The organism is Legionella sp. PC997, assembly GCF_014109825.1.
Classification (GTDB): domain Bacteria; phylum Pseudomonadota; class Gammaproteobacteria; order Legionellales; family Legionellaceae; genus Legionella.
This window is the reverse complement of record NZ_CP059576.1, coordinates 2036126-2052649: the sequence shown is the minus strand read 5'-3', so window position 1 is coordinate 2052649 and position 16524 is coordinate 2036126. Positions and strand designations below refer to the sequence as shown.

Genomic DNA, 16524 nt, shown 5'->3' with positions numbered 1-16524 from the left:
ATTACTAAATTCCTTTTTCATTGATCGTATAATTTGACAGAAAAACACGTGCTTTCTATCAGTTGAAACAGAGAGAAATATTTGTTACATCTTATTTTTTGCCTCCCATAGGTATTTATCATGTAAATCATTTACCGCTTTAGTCAGTTCGTCAATCTCCATATTATTTTCAATAAGATCATCTGCGCTTTCGAGACGAATATTAATATCTGGTTGCACGGATAAAATTGCCAGTGCTTGTTCTGTACTGCATTTATCCCGTTGCATCAATCGTGCTATTTGTATTTTCTTTGGCGCGCGGACAAGCAAAATTCGATTGATATAAGGGTAGGATTGTTTTGTAATAAGCAAAGGAATCTCAACAATACAATAAGGTGTCGTACAGGTATCAACTTGTTTTTCTATTTCTTGGCGGATAAGAGGATGTAGGAGATGCTCAAGCCAGTACCGTTCTTGATGATTCGCAAATATTATTTCTCTTAGTTTACTTCGATCCAACTCTTCATCTTGTTTTAAAACTCTGTGCCCGTAATGTTCTACGATTTTTTTATAGGCTAGTTCATTCTTTTTGGTAAGTTCTCTTGATATTATGTCAGCATAAATTACCTTAATGCCTAATTTCGAAAAAAGTTCAGCAACGGTAGTTTTTCCACTCGCTATGTCGCCTGTTAATCCAACACAATAAACCATATTCTTTAAATCTCATTTTTATTAATACATGTTACTACATTAATATAACATGTATAAGGGACGGGACTTTTGTGTTTACAATACGCCAGGGAAGCTAATGCTGCATCATCTCGTGTAGGGTAAAGATTACTATTCCATCTAAAAGCTTCTCTATCTAAAGCGGTACATCGCCACATAGGCGTTACATTGGCACCATGAATAAATCGAACACAACTGGCTTTAGAAGTTTTACACGAAGCAGGGGCAGTGCTCTTTTTTTTGCATTCAGAGTAAGAAAGATTTAAAGCTACCTTTTGGTAAGCACTTTGGGTTGTCCATTTAGTCTGGGTTGCATCCTGAGAGGAACATTGCCAGTAATTATCTTCGAGGGTTATTGATTCAGCAAAACTTGAAAGTGGAACAACTAGAACAAGAAAAAAACAACATCTTATGTGTCTATTCATTTGTTTCTCCTTGAAGCAGGTCGGCTAAATCTTCGACAGGTAAAGCTTTAGAAAAATACCAGCCCTGTATAAGTCTAACCTCGTTTTGTAATAAATAATTCAGTTGTTCTTCTGTTTCTACTCCTTCTGCAATAATAGTTAGATTAATTTTTTTTGCTAAATGAATAATTGCATCATTTAATGTTTCAGCTATAGCTTTTGTACCGATTGCATGAATAAATAATTTGTCGATCTTAAGATAATTAAAAGGATAGTATTGCAAATAGCTGATACTTGAATGCCCTGTTCCATAATCGTCTATAGCTAAGGAATACCCAATGTTTCTAAGCTCTTGGAGTCTGTTGATATAAATTTCGTTATTCATATCAAGTAAAGAGCGCTCTGTTATTTCTAATAATATTTGTTTGGGTTCAATCAAATAGTGACGCACGAGTTTATAAAATTGAGGAAAAAATTGACTATCAGTGAAATGGAGTGCACAAATATTAAATGACAGATGAAAATTGGGCTGGCTATCCAAAATATTTTTAGCTTCTTTAAACGCTATTTCAATAATTTGCAGGGTTATAGGGACAATTAAGCCAGTATCTTCAGCTTCCTCTATAAACAGATCAGGCATAATGATCTCATTACCATAATCTTGCCATCTTAATAATACTTCGGCCCCAGAATAGGTATTACGTTGAGTGTCAAATAATGGTTGATAAACAGGATAAAATTGTCCACTTTTAATAGCCTGTTTTATTGCGCCGTGCAATGAATAATATTTGTTAAATTTATTTTTAATCAAAAGGTATAATAAAACTGTGAATGTTAAAATATCAAGGATCAGCAGGATTTGATTATGCAAAAGGTTGTTAATTAAAGTTTGATCAGGTCCTTCGACCGTAAGTTCAATGCCATTAAGAGTATTTAATGGAGCATTGGCAAATATTTTTTCTGTAAAAATGGGTAATTTATCCATCCAAGAGCTATTAGTTGGTTTTTGAATCCGGATAAGTTCTTTTTTCTGATTCACATCGTATAACGTAATCGTTTGTATTCCATTTTCTGAAATATTCAGTTCTTCATTGAGGACGGGAGATAAGAGAATCATTTTTATTTGATAAATACCTATTTTTTTTTGAATCAGGTAGATAGGATGAATAAACATAGGAACTTTTAATGGACCTATAAGTGAGCGACTGTTGTCGTGACTTAGATTAAACGTTTGGTTTTGGGGTAATGTAGAGCACGAAATCTGGTGCCTGGGGTCATAAATCATAAGTCCAGAGACTTGGGGATAATTCATAATAATCTGTTGTAAGTAAGGATCAAAATCATTCTTACAATTTATATTGTTCTTTTGATACGTAGGTATTTTATTTATTTCAAGAAAAACATCATTGATAAAACGATCAATATTTTGAGCTCGTTTATGGGTTATGTCTGTAATATAATTAAAAAAATTCGAAGCACTGTTATACCAATTAATATAAGAAAATGCTAAAAGTAAAAAAATGGTAAAAAATATCCAGACTAGCCTCAATCGCTTGTAAACAATAAATGCCATGTTTCTGTATATTTTTCGCATGTTTTACGGCGTTAGATAGGCTCCCTTTATAGAGTGTAGTGTTATTTCCGCTAATTTCCCAATTACTTCATGTTTCGTATTTAATGGAGGTAGCCAGTAAAGCGTTTTACCAATAGGTCTTATTAAAGCTCCATGGTTTAATGCTTGCTGATAAACACTATTGCCTATGCGATCATGTTCAGTGCCTTCTAGATCGGCTGCTACTACGGCTCCAATTCCTCGAACATTACTTAATTTACCAGAGAGTTGGGCTACTTCAGTTAAGGCTGCAAACATGTATTCACCTAACTTTTGAGCTTGCTCGATGATTTGTTCTTCCTGCATGACGCGAATGGTTGCTAATGCGGCGCTGACCGCGAGTGGATTTCCACTATAAGTATGTGAATGTAAAAAAGATTTTCCGCTTCCATAATCTGCATAAAAAAGATCAAAGATTGAGTTATCGATCATCACACAACTTAAAGGGATTGATCCGGAGGTCAATCCTTTGGATAAACAAATAAGATCGGGTTCAACATCTGCATGATCTGATGCTAACCATTTACCTGTGCGACCCATTCCCGTCATTATTTCATCGGCGATAAGATAAATATCCTTGCTTTTAGCCCAGGATGATAAGCGTTTAAGAAAATCGGGGCTATAACACAACATTCCTCCCGCACCTTGAAGTAAGGGTTCTACAATGATGGCACAGGCTTTATCACTGATTGCTTCCAATTTTTTTTCTACAATGGGCCAATAGTTGTCACAATTGTGCCATAAGGGATCTCCTTTCCCCGAGATATACGGTATATTTTCAATATAATGACAGGTAAGACCAAACGATGAGTAGGGAGCTTTATAAAGACCTAAATCACTAATACTCATTGTACCTAGGGTTTCTCCATGGTATCCATTCTTAAGAGCAATGAACTGGTTCCTATCTGTATGGCCTTTGATTTGATTCGCATGGATTGCAAGTTTCATCGCGATTTCAACGGCGCTAGAGCCATCACTTGCGAAGAAAACATGTTGTTTTTGTGTAATTTGGGTTAACGCTTCGGCTAGCTCCACCAGTTGTGGGTGTGTGGTATTTGCGGTAATGACATGTTCAAAGCGATTCATTTGGTCTTTTATTGCTGCAATAATCGCCGGATGGCCGTGACCTAGAGATTTACACCACCAACTGGAGATAGCATCAATTAGTGGCCCTTTATTGGTATAGAGATAACTACCCTTAGCTTTTTCAATAAACAAAGGAGGGCATGTCTCAAAATCTTTCATTTGTGTGCAAGGATGCCAAAAATGTTTCAAATCTCTACTAATTAATTGGTTGATGTTTACCATTTTTAAAATTTTGGTTGACAAGATGGGTTGGGACTTTATCATGTCCGTTACCTAAATTAAATAAATACGACACAAAATTGCAGCGAAGTTAGGTGCTTTCGCTTCACTTAATATCCTTGATTAGGAGGTAATGTTGTGACTCAAGTTAAGAAGCACTGGGCTGTTTCTGAAATTACAGCACTTTATGAACAACCCTTTAATGATTTGCTACATCAAGCACATACGGTACATAGAGAATACCATCAACCAAATTCATTACAATTTGCTACATTGTTAAGTATTAAAACTGGAGCATGTCCCGAGGATTGCGGTTATTGTTCTCAAAGCGGTCATCATAAAACTCATGTTGAGAAAGAAAAGTTAATGTCAGTTACTGATGTATTAAAAGCCGCTCAAGAGGCAAAAGAAGGTGGGGCTAAACGATTTTGTATGGGAGCTGCCTGGCGTTGTCCTCCGGATAAGGCGATGGGTGAGTTACAGGAAATGATTAAGGGAGTAAAGTCTTTAGGGCTTGAAACCTGCATGACTTTAGGTATGTTAAATCAAGAGCAGGCTGCCAGTTTAAAAGAAGCGGGTTTGGATTATTATAATCACAACATTGATACATCACCTTCTTATTATGAAAAAGTAGTTACAACACGCAAATTTAGTGAGCGATTGGATACCTTAAATAATGTTCGAGCTGCAGGAATGAATGTGTGTTGTGGTGGTATTTTGGGCTTGGGTGAAACACGTGCAGACCGAATTGAGTTTTTATTCACTTTAGCAAATATGGAAACACCGCCTGAAAGTGTTCCAATTAATCGTCTAATACCTGTAGAAGGAACGCCTCTTGCAAAAGCTCAACCAGTAGAAGGTATTGAGTTAGTACGCACCATAGCTACTGCCAGGATAATAATGCCTCAAAGTGTCATTAGACTGACGGCTGGAAGGACTGAAATGAGTGATGAATTACAGGCCCTTTGTTTCTTTGCAGGTGCGAATTCAGTATTTCTTGGAGATAAGTTGTTAACTGAAGAGAATCCTCGACGTACAAAAGATAAGGAGCTTTTTAGTAAACTTGGTTTAACTGAGATGGTTTAAATGCCTCTAAGTTATAAAATTAAAGATTATATTAATCAGCTGGCACAAGAAGGTTTATTAAGAAATAGACTAGTGACGGCTGAGGATTCCTCATTAATTCATTTTGACAGCAATGATTATTTATCCTTGGCAAGAGATAAACGTATCTCTGCAGGATACCAACGAGGTTATGCTCTATACCCTAGTGGGAGTGGGGCTTCGATGTTACTGAGCGGCTATCATCCCAACCACCGCGCTGTTGAAGAAGCATTTGCCAATTTACTAGCCGTAGACGATTGCATTTTATTTTCTTCGGGATATGCGGCAAATCTCGCAGTTACAGCCTTATTAGGAAAGTTAAACGTTCATTGTTTTATTGATAAGGAAATTCATGCTTCAATTTATGATGGCTTAGCATTATCGCATGTAAACTATACCCGTTATTTGCATAATAATTTAGATGATTTAAGTGGTAAATTAACTAGTGATTTTAAAAGTTCGGCGTTAATCACTGAAGGAGTTTTTAGTATGAGCGGCCAATTGGCCCCTTTGGTAAAGCTCTCTTCAATGTGCCATGCGAATAAAGGCGCACTCTTAGTAGATGAGGCGCATTCTTTTGGAATTATAGGCAGCGAGGGAAAAGGGGCGACAGACTATCATGAGTTGACTCAAAATGAAGTCCCATTACGAATAATTCCATTAGGCAAAGCTTATGCGGCGCAAGGTGCCCTTGTTGCTGGAAAAGCAGACTGGATTTATGCTTTACTACAAGCGGGCCGTTCCGTTATCTATTCGACTGCGGTAAGTCCTGCTTTAAGTTATGGTTTATTGAATACTTTGGAATTGGTAGTCAAGGCAGAAGACAGACGTTCAAAATTAGGACAACTAATAGCCTTATTTAGAAAGTACGTGAAACAATCCCCTTTAAATTGGACTGATTCTATTAGTCCAATTCAGCAACTCAAATTAGGATGTCCTCACTTAGCTTTGCATTATGCTCGCGAATTAAAGAAACGGGGGATAAGTTGCTGTGCGATAAGAAAGCCTACCGTGAGTGTCAAAGCATCGGGATTACGTATTATTTTGAATTACGATCATACTCCGGAGCAAATTCATGAGTTATTTAATCAGTTAAGTGAAATTTATGAACATAAACATCCATAGTTATGGAGAAGGATACCCGCTTGTTTTTTTTCATGGATGGGGATTTGACAGTCAGATCTGGTCACCATTAATACCCAAGCTTCTCATGCATTACCAACTTATCCTCGTTGATTTGCCAGGATTTGGTTATACCACAATAATGGACTGGGATTTATTTAAAACGCGCTTAGTCAATCAATTGCCCGAAAAATTTGCATTAATTGGTTGGTCTATGGGCGGATTATATGCAACGCGTTTGGCAACAGAGGAACCGGATAGGGTCGATTATCTTATTAATATTACTTCATCACCACGATTTTTAAATAGCGAGCTATGGCCCGGGGTATCTCCAGAAGTTTTTAGAAATTTTTATAAAAGATTATCAGAAGAACCACATGCTACATTAAAAGAATTTCTAGAGCTCAATGGATTAACAGCTAATAAGGAGTTTCCCCCTTTGCCTAACCAATTGCCCTCTCAAGAGGGGCTGAAATTAGGTCTTAAAAGTTTAGAATCTTGGGATTTGCGAGAAGAATTAAAGCAGTTCAGTAAGCCAACATGCTTTATATTTGGTCGACTAGATCCTATTGTACCGATTAAAACAATGAATTTCATGCAATTGGTCTACCCCAATGTTCATCTTGTATTATTTAAGCGAGCTGCACACATGCCCTTTTTATCCCATACAGATTTATTTATTGACGAACTACGAGGATTTATTAAATGAAACGTTTTTTTATCACAGGTACTGACACGGATTGTGGTAAAACTTATGTTACAGCACGTTTGGCCAATTATTTCTCATCCTCAGCCGCAATTAAACCTGTAGCAAGTGGGTGCATGGAAATAGAAGATCAACTGATAAGTAGTGATGCACAATATTTACAAAAAAATGGTATTGGTTTGGATGTAATAAATCCCTGGCGGTTTAGATGGGCTGTTTCACCCCATATTGCTGCACATGAAGAGGGAGTTCAGTTATGCATTAATGAAATTGCAGATTATTGTCTTAATGTGCAGCTTGATGGTATTGAAAACTTGTTCATTGAAGGTGCGGGTGGATTAATGGTTCCACTCAACGATCATGAAACTTGGATTGATTTTTTGAAGATTACTAGAATCCCGGTTATTTTGGTTATTGGTATGAAATTAGGCTGTATCAACCATGCATTGTTAACAGAATCGGTTTTACGTACAAACAACATTCAATGTATGGGATGGATTGCCAATTGCATTGATCCCAATATGCAGGCTTTATCCGCCAATATAGATACATTAAGCCAAAAACTTACTTCTCGTCTTTTAGCCACAGTGCCATTTTCTGGTGAATTGACTCTGATTAATTCATTTCTTGATCATTATTAACTTGGTGGGTTGAATCCTTTTTTGTTGCCCACTTGTTGTTTTAATAACACTATTGTATGTTAATGAAGAATTCATTTAATGAAAAGGAAAACTATGTCTACACGAGATAAGTTAATACAATCAGTAATGACTGCATTTTTTGTTTTAGTAGCAACAGGAAGTTCAGCGGCAGACAGCAATGACAATAATACTGCTGCCACGGAAAAATGCTACGGAATTGCTAAAAAAGGAATGAATGATTGCGCTACTGCAACTGCTTCTTGCGCTTCATCTGCAACAAAAGACAAACAAAAAGATGCCTTTATTTTATTACCTAAAGGACTTTGTGAACGAATTGTTGGCGGAAGTCTCAAATCTGAGTGATAATTTGAATATAAAAATGATGTAAAATTACATAGTAAATAAGGAAATTGATTATGAAGCAAACTCTAGGATGTTGGTTTTCATCATTGCTTATTGCAATTACTTTTTCTACTCCAATATATGCTGCACCTGAAACATACACTTTAGATAAAAACCACACTTACGTGTTATGGAGTGCGGATCACTTGGGTTTTACTACTCAATATGGAAAATGGTATGCAACAGGACAGTTAATTCTTGATAAAGACAATCCAAGTCAGAGTAAAGTTAATGTGACAGTTGATGTTATGGATATGATTACGGGACTTCCAGAGCTGGATAAACATTTAAAAAGTAATTTGTTTTTTGATGCTGAGCATTATCCCGCAGCTACCTTTGTTAGTAATAAAGTAACCCCACAAGGCGATAAAAAAGCTACAGTGGAGGGTATTCTAACGTTACGCGGTGTAAGTAAGCCTGTGATATTGCAGGTTACCTTAAATAAGGTGGGAATGAATCCGATTAGTAATAAACAGTCAGTCGGTTTTACTGCCACAGCCTCTATAAATCGTTCGGATTTCGGAATCAATGCATTCTTGCCTGCAGTGAGCGATAAAGTAAACCTTTTTATTGGAGCTGAAGGATATCAGGATCAAAATAAAAAACCAGATCAAAATAAAGACCAGGCGCAAGGTAAAAAATAGGATATTTTATGCAATTCAAAAACAGCCCAACACATTTTGGTATTGTTACCATAGTATTCCATTGGGTAATTGCTTTATTAATTATAGGGCTATTGGTACTTGGTTTATATATGGTGTCTATGCCATGGAATGCTCAAAGGCTAAAATATTATGGATGGCATAAAGAGTATGGTTTTTTAGTCCTATTTTTAGCTATTCTAAGGATCATATGGCGTCTAGCCAATGAAAATCCTGAATTGGCTTTACCCTGGCTGGAAAAAATTGCCGCACGCAGTATGCACTGGGCATTTTATGTATTTATGTTTGCGATGCCCATTACTGGTTGGCTAATCACATCAGCCGCGGGATTGCCTGCTTCATTTTTTGGTTTATTTACTTTGCCTAATCTTATAGCACCTGATGAAAGCAAAAGGATTTTATTTGAATCGATTCATGAATGGTTAGGTTATGCGCTTATTGCAGCAATTTGTATGCATACCGCAGCTGCTTTAAAACATCATTTTATTAATAAGGATGATATATTACGGAGAATGTTCCCATGAAAATGATTAAGTATTTTCTTTTTTTATTATTTTTGAACAGTGTCAATGCGAGTGCGGATGCCTTATCTGAATGGACCCTAGTTCCGAGTGAAAGCAGTATAAGTTTTACTGCCACACAAAATAATGCACCTGTTACAGGTACCTTTAAAGAATTTACGGCAAAAATAGTTGCAGATCCGAAAAATTATCAAAATAGCAGTGTGGTGGTGGAAGTGAACATGAACTCACTCACAACCTCCTACGCAGAAATTACTTCCATATTACAGGGTTCCGATTGGTTTAATGCTAAAGAGTTTCCAAAGGCTGAATTTAAGTCCTCTAAATTCACAAAAAAAGATGATAAAAATTATGAAGCCACTGGGACATTAACGATAAAAAATAAATCGTTACCAGTAACGCTTACGTTTACCGCGGTAGAATCTCCTAAAGATCATCTGATTGTTGAAGGACATACTAACTTAAAACGGTTAGATTTTGGAATTGGACAAGGGGACTGGTCGAGTACTAGTGAAATAAAAGATGAAGTCACAGTAAATTTTAAAGCGGTTGCTACGCGTAAACAATAAATTTCATTCAGGGGTTAACAATACCTCCTCCCAGCGTACTAAGGGATCTTCAGTAAATGGCAGGAGGTATATGGAATACAATGCCTGAAATTGAGATCCTTGGTCGTAAACTCCTCTGGATACTGGAATGGAGGCTATACGTTATCCCGAACCTATAGAACTATTCATCCTTTACCAGCACACTTAAATGATGCATTGTTAATTAATTATTGCTCCATAAGCCACTTCTTCTTTAATTCGAGAAATTTGGCTTTTTGATTGTCGTTTAAAAGAGCAAACATTTCATGTTGCATCATTATCTTACTTCTTAACATAGAAGCTCTAATTTTATTGACCTTCTCTATCAAAGCATCAAGTTTTGTTTCATTAATTTTATCAGTCTTAACCAAAGAGTTTATCTGGCTTCGTAAAATTCTGAGCTGAGCATAATGTTCTTTGAAGTTTGCTGTTGCATTTTCTTTATATGCTTTTAATTTCGCTTTTTGATCTGCAGTAAGGTTAAGTTCTTGCGCTAACTTATCAAATTGACGATGAGAATTACAATGTTTTGAATCATCAATGCAAGCAAAGCTTGGCTGTCCTAAGATTAAGGTTAATGCGATTGTTGATAGCCAAATAAATTTTTTCATTATTTAATCCTTATAATAATTAAACTAACTTTCCTGTTTTACATCATGACGATGAACTTAAAATATTATTAATTTAAAATCAGTGATACCAAGGATCTCCTAATTTTATTTTTTTATCTTTTGTAAGACTAAAAATAGTTGCATTATGACAAAGACTATCGAGTTCTTTGATTAATTTTTGTGTATATCCATTATGCTGACGGATACTATGAAGGATATTTTTGAATTGGAGGATATTAAATTCATTCTCTTGAGTAAAACAACTTAATACCAGCTCAAGATCTATTTTGGCACGATTTTTTCCTTTAGAGGTAAAATGGATCGATGTATGCGGTATTTTCTGAATGTATTGTTCTATATCATTTTTTATTGTAAAAAAAGAAACAGGTAAACTTTGAGCAAGTTCTTTCTGACGTGTAGCCAGGAACTTTGTCCGGGATGCTTGTAATTTTTTTCCAGAATCCAGCCAAGAGGAATCGTTTAATTCGCCTTCGTCAACACCTAGAAACTTGAGCATTCCCAAAACATTTTCGTGCAAGGGAATAGAATTTTGTGAGCGAAAAGCATTTTGCAATCCATAATGATTGAAAGAGAGAGGTTGAATCTCTTTAATGAACTTATCGGAGTCCACAACGTACCCACTGAATAATGCATTTGATATTTGTATTGGACCTGTAGTGCAGACCACAATGGACTTAATATAAAGGTCTCGTTCCTTATTCATTAAATAAGCTAGGAACTTCTCATCATTTTTTTCTAAAATCCGTCTAATTGAAGAATATTCTTTGCTGAAAAAAAGATACTTAATTAGGTTCAATTGTGTCTCGAGATCTTTCCGTAATCTCTTGATCACCTCTTCTTGGGTTTCTTGCGCCTCGATTTTATTAAAATCTAAAAATTTATTTCTATCGGTCATTACTTCATTAATATAGGCTCTGATTTTTAATGAAGAATCGGAAGTATCTGGTGGTAGGATTTCTTTGGATTTTGCTATATAAAGGGACTCAGAACGATTTTTCATGAACTTTAAAAGATGGCGATTTATAAAGCTGTTGGCATTTAATTCATTTTCAGTTCGTTCAATAAAATCGGTATCATAATGTGCTAGTCTTGAGATAAGTCCGGATTGTACGCGTTCAATGTCTTTTTTTGCAGCAAGTTCATCTACAATAGCAACAAAATCATTATTTGATAGAATAAATTCTTTTCTACCCATTTTTAAACTACCGATGTTAAGAAGTATGGGCATTTCAGTTGCAATGAGCTTAGGAAGTTTGGATGTATCAATGGGGAAATCAAAATCTGTATAAGTTCCTTTTTTAAATATTGGTGACAGCCATCTTAAAATATCACTTGCAACGGCCAAATTCCCACCAGATTTTAAATTAGATAATTCTTCTTTATAAAAACTATACAATTTCAATTCATTATCCGATTGAAGGGTGGCAAGTAGGGTGTTGGCATCCAAAGTAATAATATTATGTTCCTTACAGAATTCATCTAATGAATTTACAGAAGCATGAGTCAATAATGCAGAGTCATATACTAGATGAATTGTATCGTTAGGATTGTTTTCGCGCATTTCAATAAGACGAATTTGATTTTCCAAATTCATAAACACGTTTGGATTATTACTTAACCAGATTTTTACATGTAAGTTTGGATTATATTGATACATTTTATTCTTAATTTTTAGGTTCAATAAATTACCGTATATAAAAACTAGTCACTGTATATTCCGGAACGCAATAAGAACGCTCATATAAAAAGCTTAGCACAAGATAAAAAAAATGAATTGCGACTAAATTCGATTGATGAATTTCGTTGAATATGTTATAAATACCGCGCTTTAAATACACACACGGTTCGGCACATACGATAGGGTCCCTTGAGGGTTTCGTATGGGAAGCGTGGAGGAATAACCCTGGAGAATAAATTATGAATATAAGCATGCGTGAATTGCTTGAATCAGGTGCTCATTTTGGACACAGAACGCGTTTTTGGAATCCTGAAATGGGCGATTATATTTTTGGTTCCCGCAACAAAATTCACATTATCAATCTTGAAAAAACAATGGTAATGCTCAATGATGTTGTCAATTATGTGGGTAGATTGGCATCTAATAAAGCAAAAATTTTATTTGTAGGAACTAAAAGGGCAGCACAGGACAGTATTCGTGAACATGCGAAGCGTTGTGGTATGCCTTATGTTGATCATCGTTGGTTAGGTGGTATGTTGACCAACTATAAAACTGTTCGTCAATCCATTTTTCGCTTAAAAGAATTAAAAGAAATGAAAGAAAAAGGATTATTTACCGGCATGATTAAAAAAGAAGCATTGATGCTGACACGTGAACTTGAAAAATTAGAAAGAGGTTTAGGTGGGATTGAGCACATGGGTGGTTTGCCTGATGCTCTGTTTGTTGTTGATGTTGGCTTCGAGCATATTGCTGTTGAAGAAGCACATCGATTAAAAATCCCTGTGATTGGTGTTGTTGATACCAACAATAGCCCAAGAAATATTGATTATATTATTCCGGGTAATGATGACTCCATGAGAGCAGTTGATATTTACGTACGTTGTATTGCTGATGCGATTTTAGATGCTAAAGGCACTAATACAGTAGGAGTAGGTTCATCTGACGCTGAATTTGTAGAAGTAGTTGAACAAACTAAAGATGCAGAAAAAGCTGGGGAATAATTAGAATTTAACATATAGGGGGCTGGGTGTTTAAACACCTAAATTTGCCCCCTTTTTGCTATACGGAGAAATGAAAATGTCAATTAGTGCAAGTTTAGTCATGCAGTTACGTGAGCGTACAGGTGCTGGTATGATGGAGTGTAAAAAATTTCTAATAGCAACCAATGGTGACATAGAAGCTGCAATCATTGAAATGCGTAAAGCAGGCCAGGCAAAAGCAGATAAGAAAGCTGATCGTGTTGCTGCGGAAGGTGTAATAATAATCGCACGTTCTGTTGATGGACGCAGCGCAGTGATGCTAGAGATAAACAGTGAAACAGATTTTGTGGCGCGTGATGAGAACTTTACCAACTTTGCTAACTCAGTTGCTAATGCTGCATTGAATAGTTCAGCCACAACAATTGTAGAATTGTCCGCTATGCCTCTTCCATCAGGCGGTACCGTAGAACAAGCCCGTCAACAGTTAGTAGCAAAGATTGGCGAAAATATTAAATTAAGACGCATAGAACGTATGCATTGCGACACTGGAGTTATTGGTTGCTATTTACATGGATCAAGAATTGGTGTTATGGCTGCGCTTAAAAATGGTGATGAAGAGCTTGCTAAAGATATTGCAATGCATATTGCTGCGAGCAAACCCATTGTAGTAAGTAAAGATCAAGTATCTACTGAAGCCATCGAAAATGAACGTGAGATTTTTACTGCTCAAGCCAAAGAAAGTGGCAAGCCACAAGAAATTATCGATAAAATGATTGAAGGTCGAATCAACAAGTTTATTGATGAAGTAAGCTTATTAGGTCAACCCTTTGTTAAAAATCCAGATATTAAAGTAGGTCAACTTTTGAAAGAAAAGAATACTGAAGTTCTTTCTTTTGTTCGTTATGAAGTTGGAGAAGGTATCGAGAAAAAAGAAGACAACTTTGTTGAAGAAGTGATGGCTCAGGTTCGTACATGATGAATGAAAGTCACCCATTAAAATATAAGCGTATTTTACTTAAATATAGTGGCGAAGCCCTTATGGGCAAGTCACAATTTGGTATTGATCCCTCAGTCTTAGATACATTAGCTAAGGATATAGCCGATTTAATTAAGATGGGCGTTGAGGTTGGTCTCGTATTAGGTGGTGGTAATTTATTTCGTGGTAAAGCACTTTCTCAGGCAGGTGTTGGTCGTGTAACAGGCGATCATATGGGAATGCTTGCTACCGTAATGAATGCTTTAGCGGTGAGAGATGCTTTAGAACGTATTGATATGCCTGCGCGTATTATGTCAGCTATTCCTATGCTAGGTGTAGTTGACCCGTATCATCGACGCAAAGCAATTGAACATTTGCGAACTGGATATGTTGTAATTTTTGCGGCCGGAACTGGAAATCCGTTTTTCACTACAGATACCGCCGCTTGTTTAAGAGCTATTGAAATAGGAGCTGATGTAGTTTTAAAAGCCACTAAAGTCGATGGTGTTTATTCAGAAGATCCTTTTAAAAACCCTAACGCCAAACGGTATGATTATTTAACTTATATTGAAGTTTTAACACAAGGCTTGGAAGTAATGGACTCTACTGCAATTTGTCTTTGTCAGGATCAAGGTATGCCTTTACAGGTTTTTGATATGACTGCACCTAATGCATTAAGAAGAATTGTATCTGGAGAGCGCGTAGGAACTATAGTCGGAGCTAATCATGATAAATGAGATTAAGCAAGATTCAGAAAAGCGGATGAAAAAAACTATTGAAGTGTTACAAACTGATTTGACTAAAATTCGCACAGGAAGAGCGAATGTTGGTTTGCTCGATCACATTCAAGTTGATTATTACGGAACTATGACCCCCTTAAATCAAATAGCAAATGTTTCTGCTAGTGATTCACGAACAATTTTAGTGACTCCATGGGAAAAATCTATGGTAGCAGCCGTAGAAAAAGCTATTTTGACTTCAGATTTGGGGTTGAATCCTGCGACAGCAGGCAGTGCGATTCGTGTTCCAATGCCCCCATTGACTGAAGAACGTAGAAAAGAGTTGATCAAGGTTGTTCGTAATGAAGGCGAACAAGGGAAAGTTTCCATTCGTAACATTAGAAGGGATGCGAATACTCAATTAAAGGATTTGGTCAAAGATAAAACTATTTCAGAAGACGATGAACGTCGCGCAACAGAGGTTATTCAAAAGCTTACTGATAAATATATTCTTGAAATAGACGGATTATTAGCCGAAAAAGAAAAAGATTTAATGGAAATTTAATTCTAGTTACTGCTTGAGGCAAACAGCCTCAGGCAGCAATATTCATTTTGTTGTACTTTCATTATAACTAAAGTAATTAGTTCGTTCGCTAACTTATGTAATAAGGGAAATTTGTACTAAAGTTTGCATCACTTTTTTTAATCTCGAATGCATCTCGCCCTAAAATGTTATGTAAGTCACTTTGAGGTTAAACCATGATATATAAGGTCGTTTTTTTTGGTAAAAGTGATAGTGGTAAAACTCAACTTAATAATCGAATAGCAAATCTAAATTTCGAAGATGGGGCCCCACTTACCATAGGTGCTGATTTTTTGACAAGGCGAATAGACTCTAATAACAGTGTGAGCATATGGGACACAGCTGGACGAGAGAAATACAAAGGAATGTCAAAAATGTTTTATAGAGGTGCAGATGTTGGGGTATTTTGTATTGATCTAACCCAAGAAATTAAGGAAGAAGAAATCCTTAAAAGTATTCAAGAATTTCGTCACTATGTACCTACTGCCCCTATTATTTGTGTTGGAACAAAATCCGATTCCCCCAAAGCGGATGTGAAAGCACTAGATAGAATTAAATCGAAAGAATTATTTGCTGATTTCATCATCACCTCAGCAAAAGATGATAAAAATGTAGAAAATCTTTTTGGTTTAATCTGTAAATATTGTAGCGCAAAGCTTCTATCCTTATGGAACGAGAACGTTGAGGCACTCCAAATTAGTTTACAATCGCTCCCATCAGAAAAAAGTTTATTAATTAATAAAGAATTAATAGAGTTGTCACAAGTTATATTGGCGAGGCCTGACAATTCTAATGTAAGCCCCAAAATTAAGGTTAAAGCGATTGAAGACTTTAAACATAATTGTAAAGCTATTTTAAAAGATGAATATCCAGATGTTCTTAAAGCAGTTCTTTCAGTTGCTGCAGCCGCTATTGTACTTACTGTAACTGCATTGATTGGATTTACAATAGGGGTGGCTTGCAGTTGGTGGACAGGTCCAGGGGCATTTTTTGCAGGTCTTCTAAGTGGTTATACTGCTGCGGTTACCGTAGCCTCATCCAGCACTATGCTAGGGGCCCTAACTGGTGGACTCACAGCGTATGGATTATTTAAATCATCTCCAGAACTGCGCGCCATCAATGAATTTGCTGAAACAGTCTCTTCCTTCGACCCCGCGATTGTGTTGTAGTTAAAAAATTTAA

General features: G+C 36.3%; 19 protein-coding genes. 13 read left to right on the top strand and 6 right to left on the bottom strand.

Going from position 1 to position 16524, the window contains the following annotated elements; all coding sequences use genetic code 11:
* Positions 1–84: 84 nt before the first annotated feature.
* From coaE to bioA, 4 genes are read right to left on the bottom strand one after another with little or no spacing between them, the layout of a single operon-like run.
* Entirely contained in the window at positions 85–690 is a 606-nt protein-coding gene (gene coaE / locus HBNCFIEN_RS08740) for a dephospho-CoA kinase (protein WP_182390727.1), read from the bottom strand.
* A gap of 5 nt (positions 691–695) precedes the next feature.
* Positions 696–1133: a hypothetical protein gene (locus HBNCFIEN_RS08735; RefSeq protein WP_182390726.1), complete on the bottom strand. Its 438-nt coding sequence runs from the start codon at positions 1131–1133 to the stop codon at positions 696–698.
* The gene (locus HBNCFIEN_RS08730) at positions 1126–2706 is read right to left on the bottom strand and encodes an EAL domain-containing protein (RefSeq protein ID WP_182390725.1); all 1581 of its coding nucleotides are present in this window, start codon (positions 2704–2706) and stop codon (positions 1126–1128) included. The genes HBNCFIEN_RS08735 and HBNCFIEN_RS08730 overlap by 8 nt, the downstream gene beginning before the upstream one ends.
* A 3-nt stretch (positions 2707–2709) precedes the next feature.
* Positions 2710–4074 (bottom strand): adenosylmethionine--8-amino-7-oxononanoate transaminase, encoded by a 1365-nt coding sequence (bioA, locus tag HBNCFIEN_RS08725; RefSeq protein WP_255464172.1) that lies wholly within the window; start codon positions 4072–4074, stop codon positions 2710–2712.
* Between the two features lie 93 nt (positions 4075–4167).
* Between bioA and bioB the strand changes: the two genes are divergently transcribed.
* From bioB to HBNCFIEN_RS08685, 8 genes are all read left to right on the top strand, one after another.
* Entirely contained in the window at positions 4168–5115 is a 948-nt protein-coding gene (gene bioB / locus HBNCFIEN_RS08720) for a biotin synthase BioB (RefSeq protein WP_182390724.1), read from the top strand.
* Entirely contained in the window at positions 5116–6258 is a 1143-nt protein-coding gene (locus tag HBNCFIEN_RS08715) for an aminotransferase class I/II-fold pyridoxal phosphate-dependent enzyme (RefSeq protein WP_182390723.1), read from the top strand.
* Complete coding sequence (locus HBNCFIEN_RS08710; RefSeq protein ID WP_182390722.1) at positions 6239–6964, top strand: alpha/beta fold hydrolase; 726 nt, start codon at positions 6239–6241, stop codon at positions 6962–6964. Before HBNCFIEN_RS08715 ends, HBNCFIEN_RS08710 begins: the two co-directional genes overlap by 20 nt.
* Entirely contained in the window at positions 6961–7602 is a 642-nt protein-coding gene (bioD, locus tag HBNCFIEN_RS08705) for a dethiobiotin synthase (protein WP_182390721.1), read from the top strand. The genes HBNCFIEN_RS08710 and bioD overlap by 4 nt, the downstream gene beginning before the upstream one ends.
* 93 nt (positions 7603–7695) lie before the next feature.
* Positions 7696–7965, top strand: coding sequence for a DUF2282 domain-containing protein (locus tag HBNCFIEN_RS08700; RefSeq protein WP_182390720.1), 270 nt, complete (start codon positions 7696–7698; stop codon positions 7963–7965).
* Between the two features lie 53 nt (positions 7966–8018).
* Positions 8019–8648, top strand: coding sequence for a YceI family protein (locus HBNCFIEN_RS08695; protein WP_182390719.1), 630 nt, complete (start codon positions 8019–8021; stop codon positions 8646–8648).
* 8 nt (positions 8649–8656) lie between these two features.
* A complete protein-coding gene (locus HBNCFIEN_RS08690) occupies positions 8657–9190 on the top strand; it encodes a cytochrome b (RefSeq protein WP_182390718.1) in 534 nt (177 codons plus the stop codon).
* Positions 9187–9756 (top strand): YceI family protein, encoded by a 570-nt coding sequence (locus HBNCFIEN_RS08685; RefSeq protein WP_182390717.1) that lies wholly within the window; start codon positions 9187–9189, stop codon positions 9754–9756. Before HBNCFIEN_RS08690 ends, HBNCFIEN_RS08685 begins: the two co-directional genes overlap by 4 nt.
* Positions 9757–9962: 206 nt before the next feature.
* On the opposite strand, the gene HBNCFIEN_RS08680 is transcribed toward HBNCFIEN_RS08685, so the two are convergent.
* Positions 9963–10385, bottom strand: coding sequence for a Spy/CpxP family protein refolding chaperone (locus HBNCFIEN_RS08680; RefSeq protein WP_255464171.1), 423 nt, complete (start codon positions 10383–10385; stop codon positions 9963–9965).
* 79 nt (positions 10386–10464) lie between these two features.
* A complete protein-coding gene (locus tag HBNCFIEN_RS08675; protein WP_255464170.1) occupies positions 10465–12063 on the bottom strand; it encodes a glycosyltransferase family 88 protein in 1599 nt (532 codons plus the stop codon).
* A gap of 257 nt (positions 12064–12320) precedes the next feature.
* On the opposite strand from HBNCFIEN_RS08675, the gene rpsB reads away from it, so the two are divergent.
* The 5 genes from rpsB (at position 12321) to HBNCFIEN_RS08650 (ending at position 16511) form a co-directional block, all read left to right on the top strand.
* Positions 12321–13085 (top strand): 30S ribosomal protein S2, encoded by a 765-nt coding sequence (gene rpsB, locus HBNCFIEN_RS08670; RefSeq protein ID WP_182393657.1) that lies wholly within the window; start codon positions 12321–12323, stop codon positions 13083–13085.
* A 76-nt stretch (positions 13086–13161) separates the two neighbouring features.
* A complete protein-coding gene (gene tsf, locus HBNCFIEN_RS08665) occupies positions 13162–14040 on the top strand; it encodes a translation elongation factor Ts (protein WP_182390716.1) in 879 nt (292 codons plus the stop codon).
* A complete protein-coding gene (gene pyrH, locus HBNCFIEN_RS08660; RefSeq protein WP_182390715.1) occupies positions 14037–14777 on the top strand; it encodes a UMP kinase in 741 nt (246 codons plus the stop codon). The genes tsf and pyrH overlap by 4 nt, the downstream gene beginning before the upstream one ends.
* On the top strand, positions 14767–15324 hold the full coding sequence (frr, locus tag HBNCFIEN_RS08655; protein ID WP_182390714.1) for a ribosome recycling factor: 558 nt from the start codon (positions 14767–14769) through the stop codon (positions 15322–15324). Before pyrH ends, frr begins: the two co-directional genes overlap by 11 nt.
* Before the next feature lie 194 nt (positions 15325–15518).
* Entirely contained in the window at positions 15519–16511 is a 993-nt protein-coding gene (locus tag HBNCFIEN_RS08650) for a Rab family GTPase (RefSeq protein WP_182390713.1), read from the top strand.
* Positions 16512–16524: the final 13 nt, after the last annotated feature.

What these genes read in the sequence shown, in the direction of transcription:
- coaE (WP_182390727.1), bottom strand. Translation starts at nt 690, where the DNA reads ATGGTTTATTGTGTTGGATTAACAGGCGACATAGCGAGTGGAAAAACT.
- HBNCFIEN_RS08735 (WP_182390726.1), bottom strand. Translation starts at nt 1,133, where the DNA reads ATGAATAGACACATAAGATGTTGTTTTTTTCTTGTTCTAGTTGTTCCA.
- HBNCFIEN_RS08730 (WP_182390725.1), bottom strand. Translation starts at nt 2,706, where the DNA reads ATGCGAAAAATATACAGAAACATGGCATTTATTGTTTACAAGCGATTG.
- bioA (WP_255464172.1), bottom strand. Translation starts at nt 4,074, where the DNA reads ATGATAAAGTCCCAACCCATCTTGTCAACCAAAATTTTAAAAATGGTA.
- HBNCFIEN_RS08715 (WP_182390723.1), top strand. Translation starts at nt 5,116, where the DNA reads ATGCCTCTAAGTTATAAAATTAAAGATTATATTAATCAGCTGGCACAA.
- HBNCFIEN_RS08710 (WP_182390722.1), top strand. Translation starts at nt 6,239, where the DNA reads ATGAACATAAACATCCATAGTTATGGAGAAGGATACCCGCTTGTTTTT.
- bioD (WP_182390721.1), top strand. Translation starts at nt 6,961, where the DNA reads ATGAAACGTTTTTTTATCACAGGTACTGACACGGATTGTGGTAAAACT.
- HBNCFIEN_RS08700 (WP_182390720.1), top strand. Translation starts at nt 7,696, where the DNA reads ATGTCTACACGAGATAAGTTAATACAATCAGTAATGACTGCATTTTTT.
- HBNCFIEN_RS08695 (WP_182390719.1), top strand. Translation starts at nt 8,019, where the DNA reads ATGAAGCAAACTCTAGGATGTTGGTTTTCATCATTGCTTATTGCAATT.
- HBNCFIEN_RS08690 (WP_182390718.1), top strand. Translation starts at nt 8,657, where the DNA reads ATGCAATTCAAAAACAGCCCAACACATTTTGGTATTGTTACCATAGTA.
- HBNCFIEN_RS08685 (WP_182390717.1), top strand. Translation starts at nt 9,187, where the DNA reads ATGAAAATGATTAAGTATTTTCTTTTTTTATTATTTTTGAACAGTGTC.
- HBNCFIEN_RS08680 (WP_255464171.1), bottom strand. Translation starts at nt 10,385, where the DNA reads ATGAAAAAATTTATTTGGCTATCAACAATCGCATTAACCTTAATCTTA.
- HBNCFIEN_RS08675 (WP_255464170.1), bottom strand. Translation starts at nt 12,063, where the DNA reads ATGTATCAATATAATCCAAACTTACATGTAAAAATCTGGTTAAGTAAT.
- tsf (WP_182390716.1), top strand. Translation starts at nt 13,162, where the DNA reads ATGTCAATTAGTGCAAGTTTAGTCATGCAGTTACGTGAGCGTACAGGT.
- pyrH (WP_182390715.1), top strand. Translation starts at nt 14,037, where the DNA reads ATGATGAATGAAAGTCACCCATTAAAATATAAGCGTATTTTACTTAAA.
- frr (WP_182390714.1), top strand. Translation starts at nt 14,767, where the DNA reads ATGATAAATGAGATTAAGCAAGATTCAGAAAAGCGGATGAAAAAAACT.
- HBNCFIEN_RS08650 (WP_182390713.1), top strand. Translation starts at nt 15,519, where the DNA reads ATGATATATAAGGTCGTTTTTTTTGGTAAAAGTGATAGTGGTAAAACT.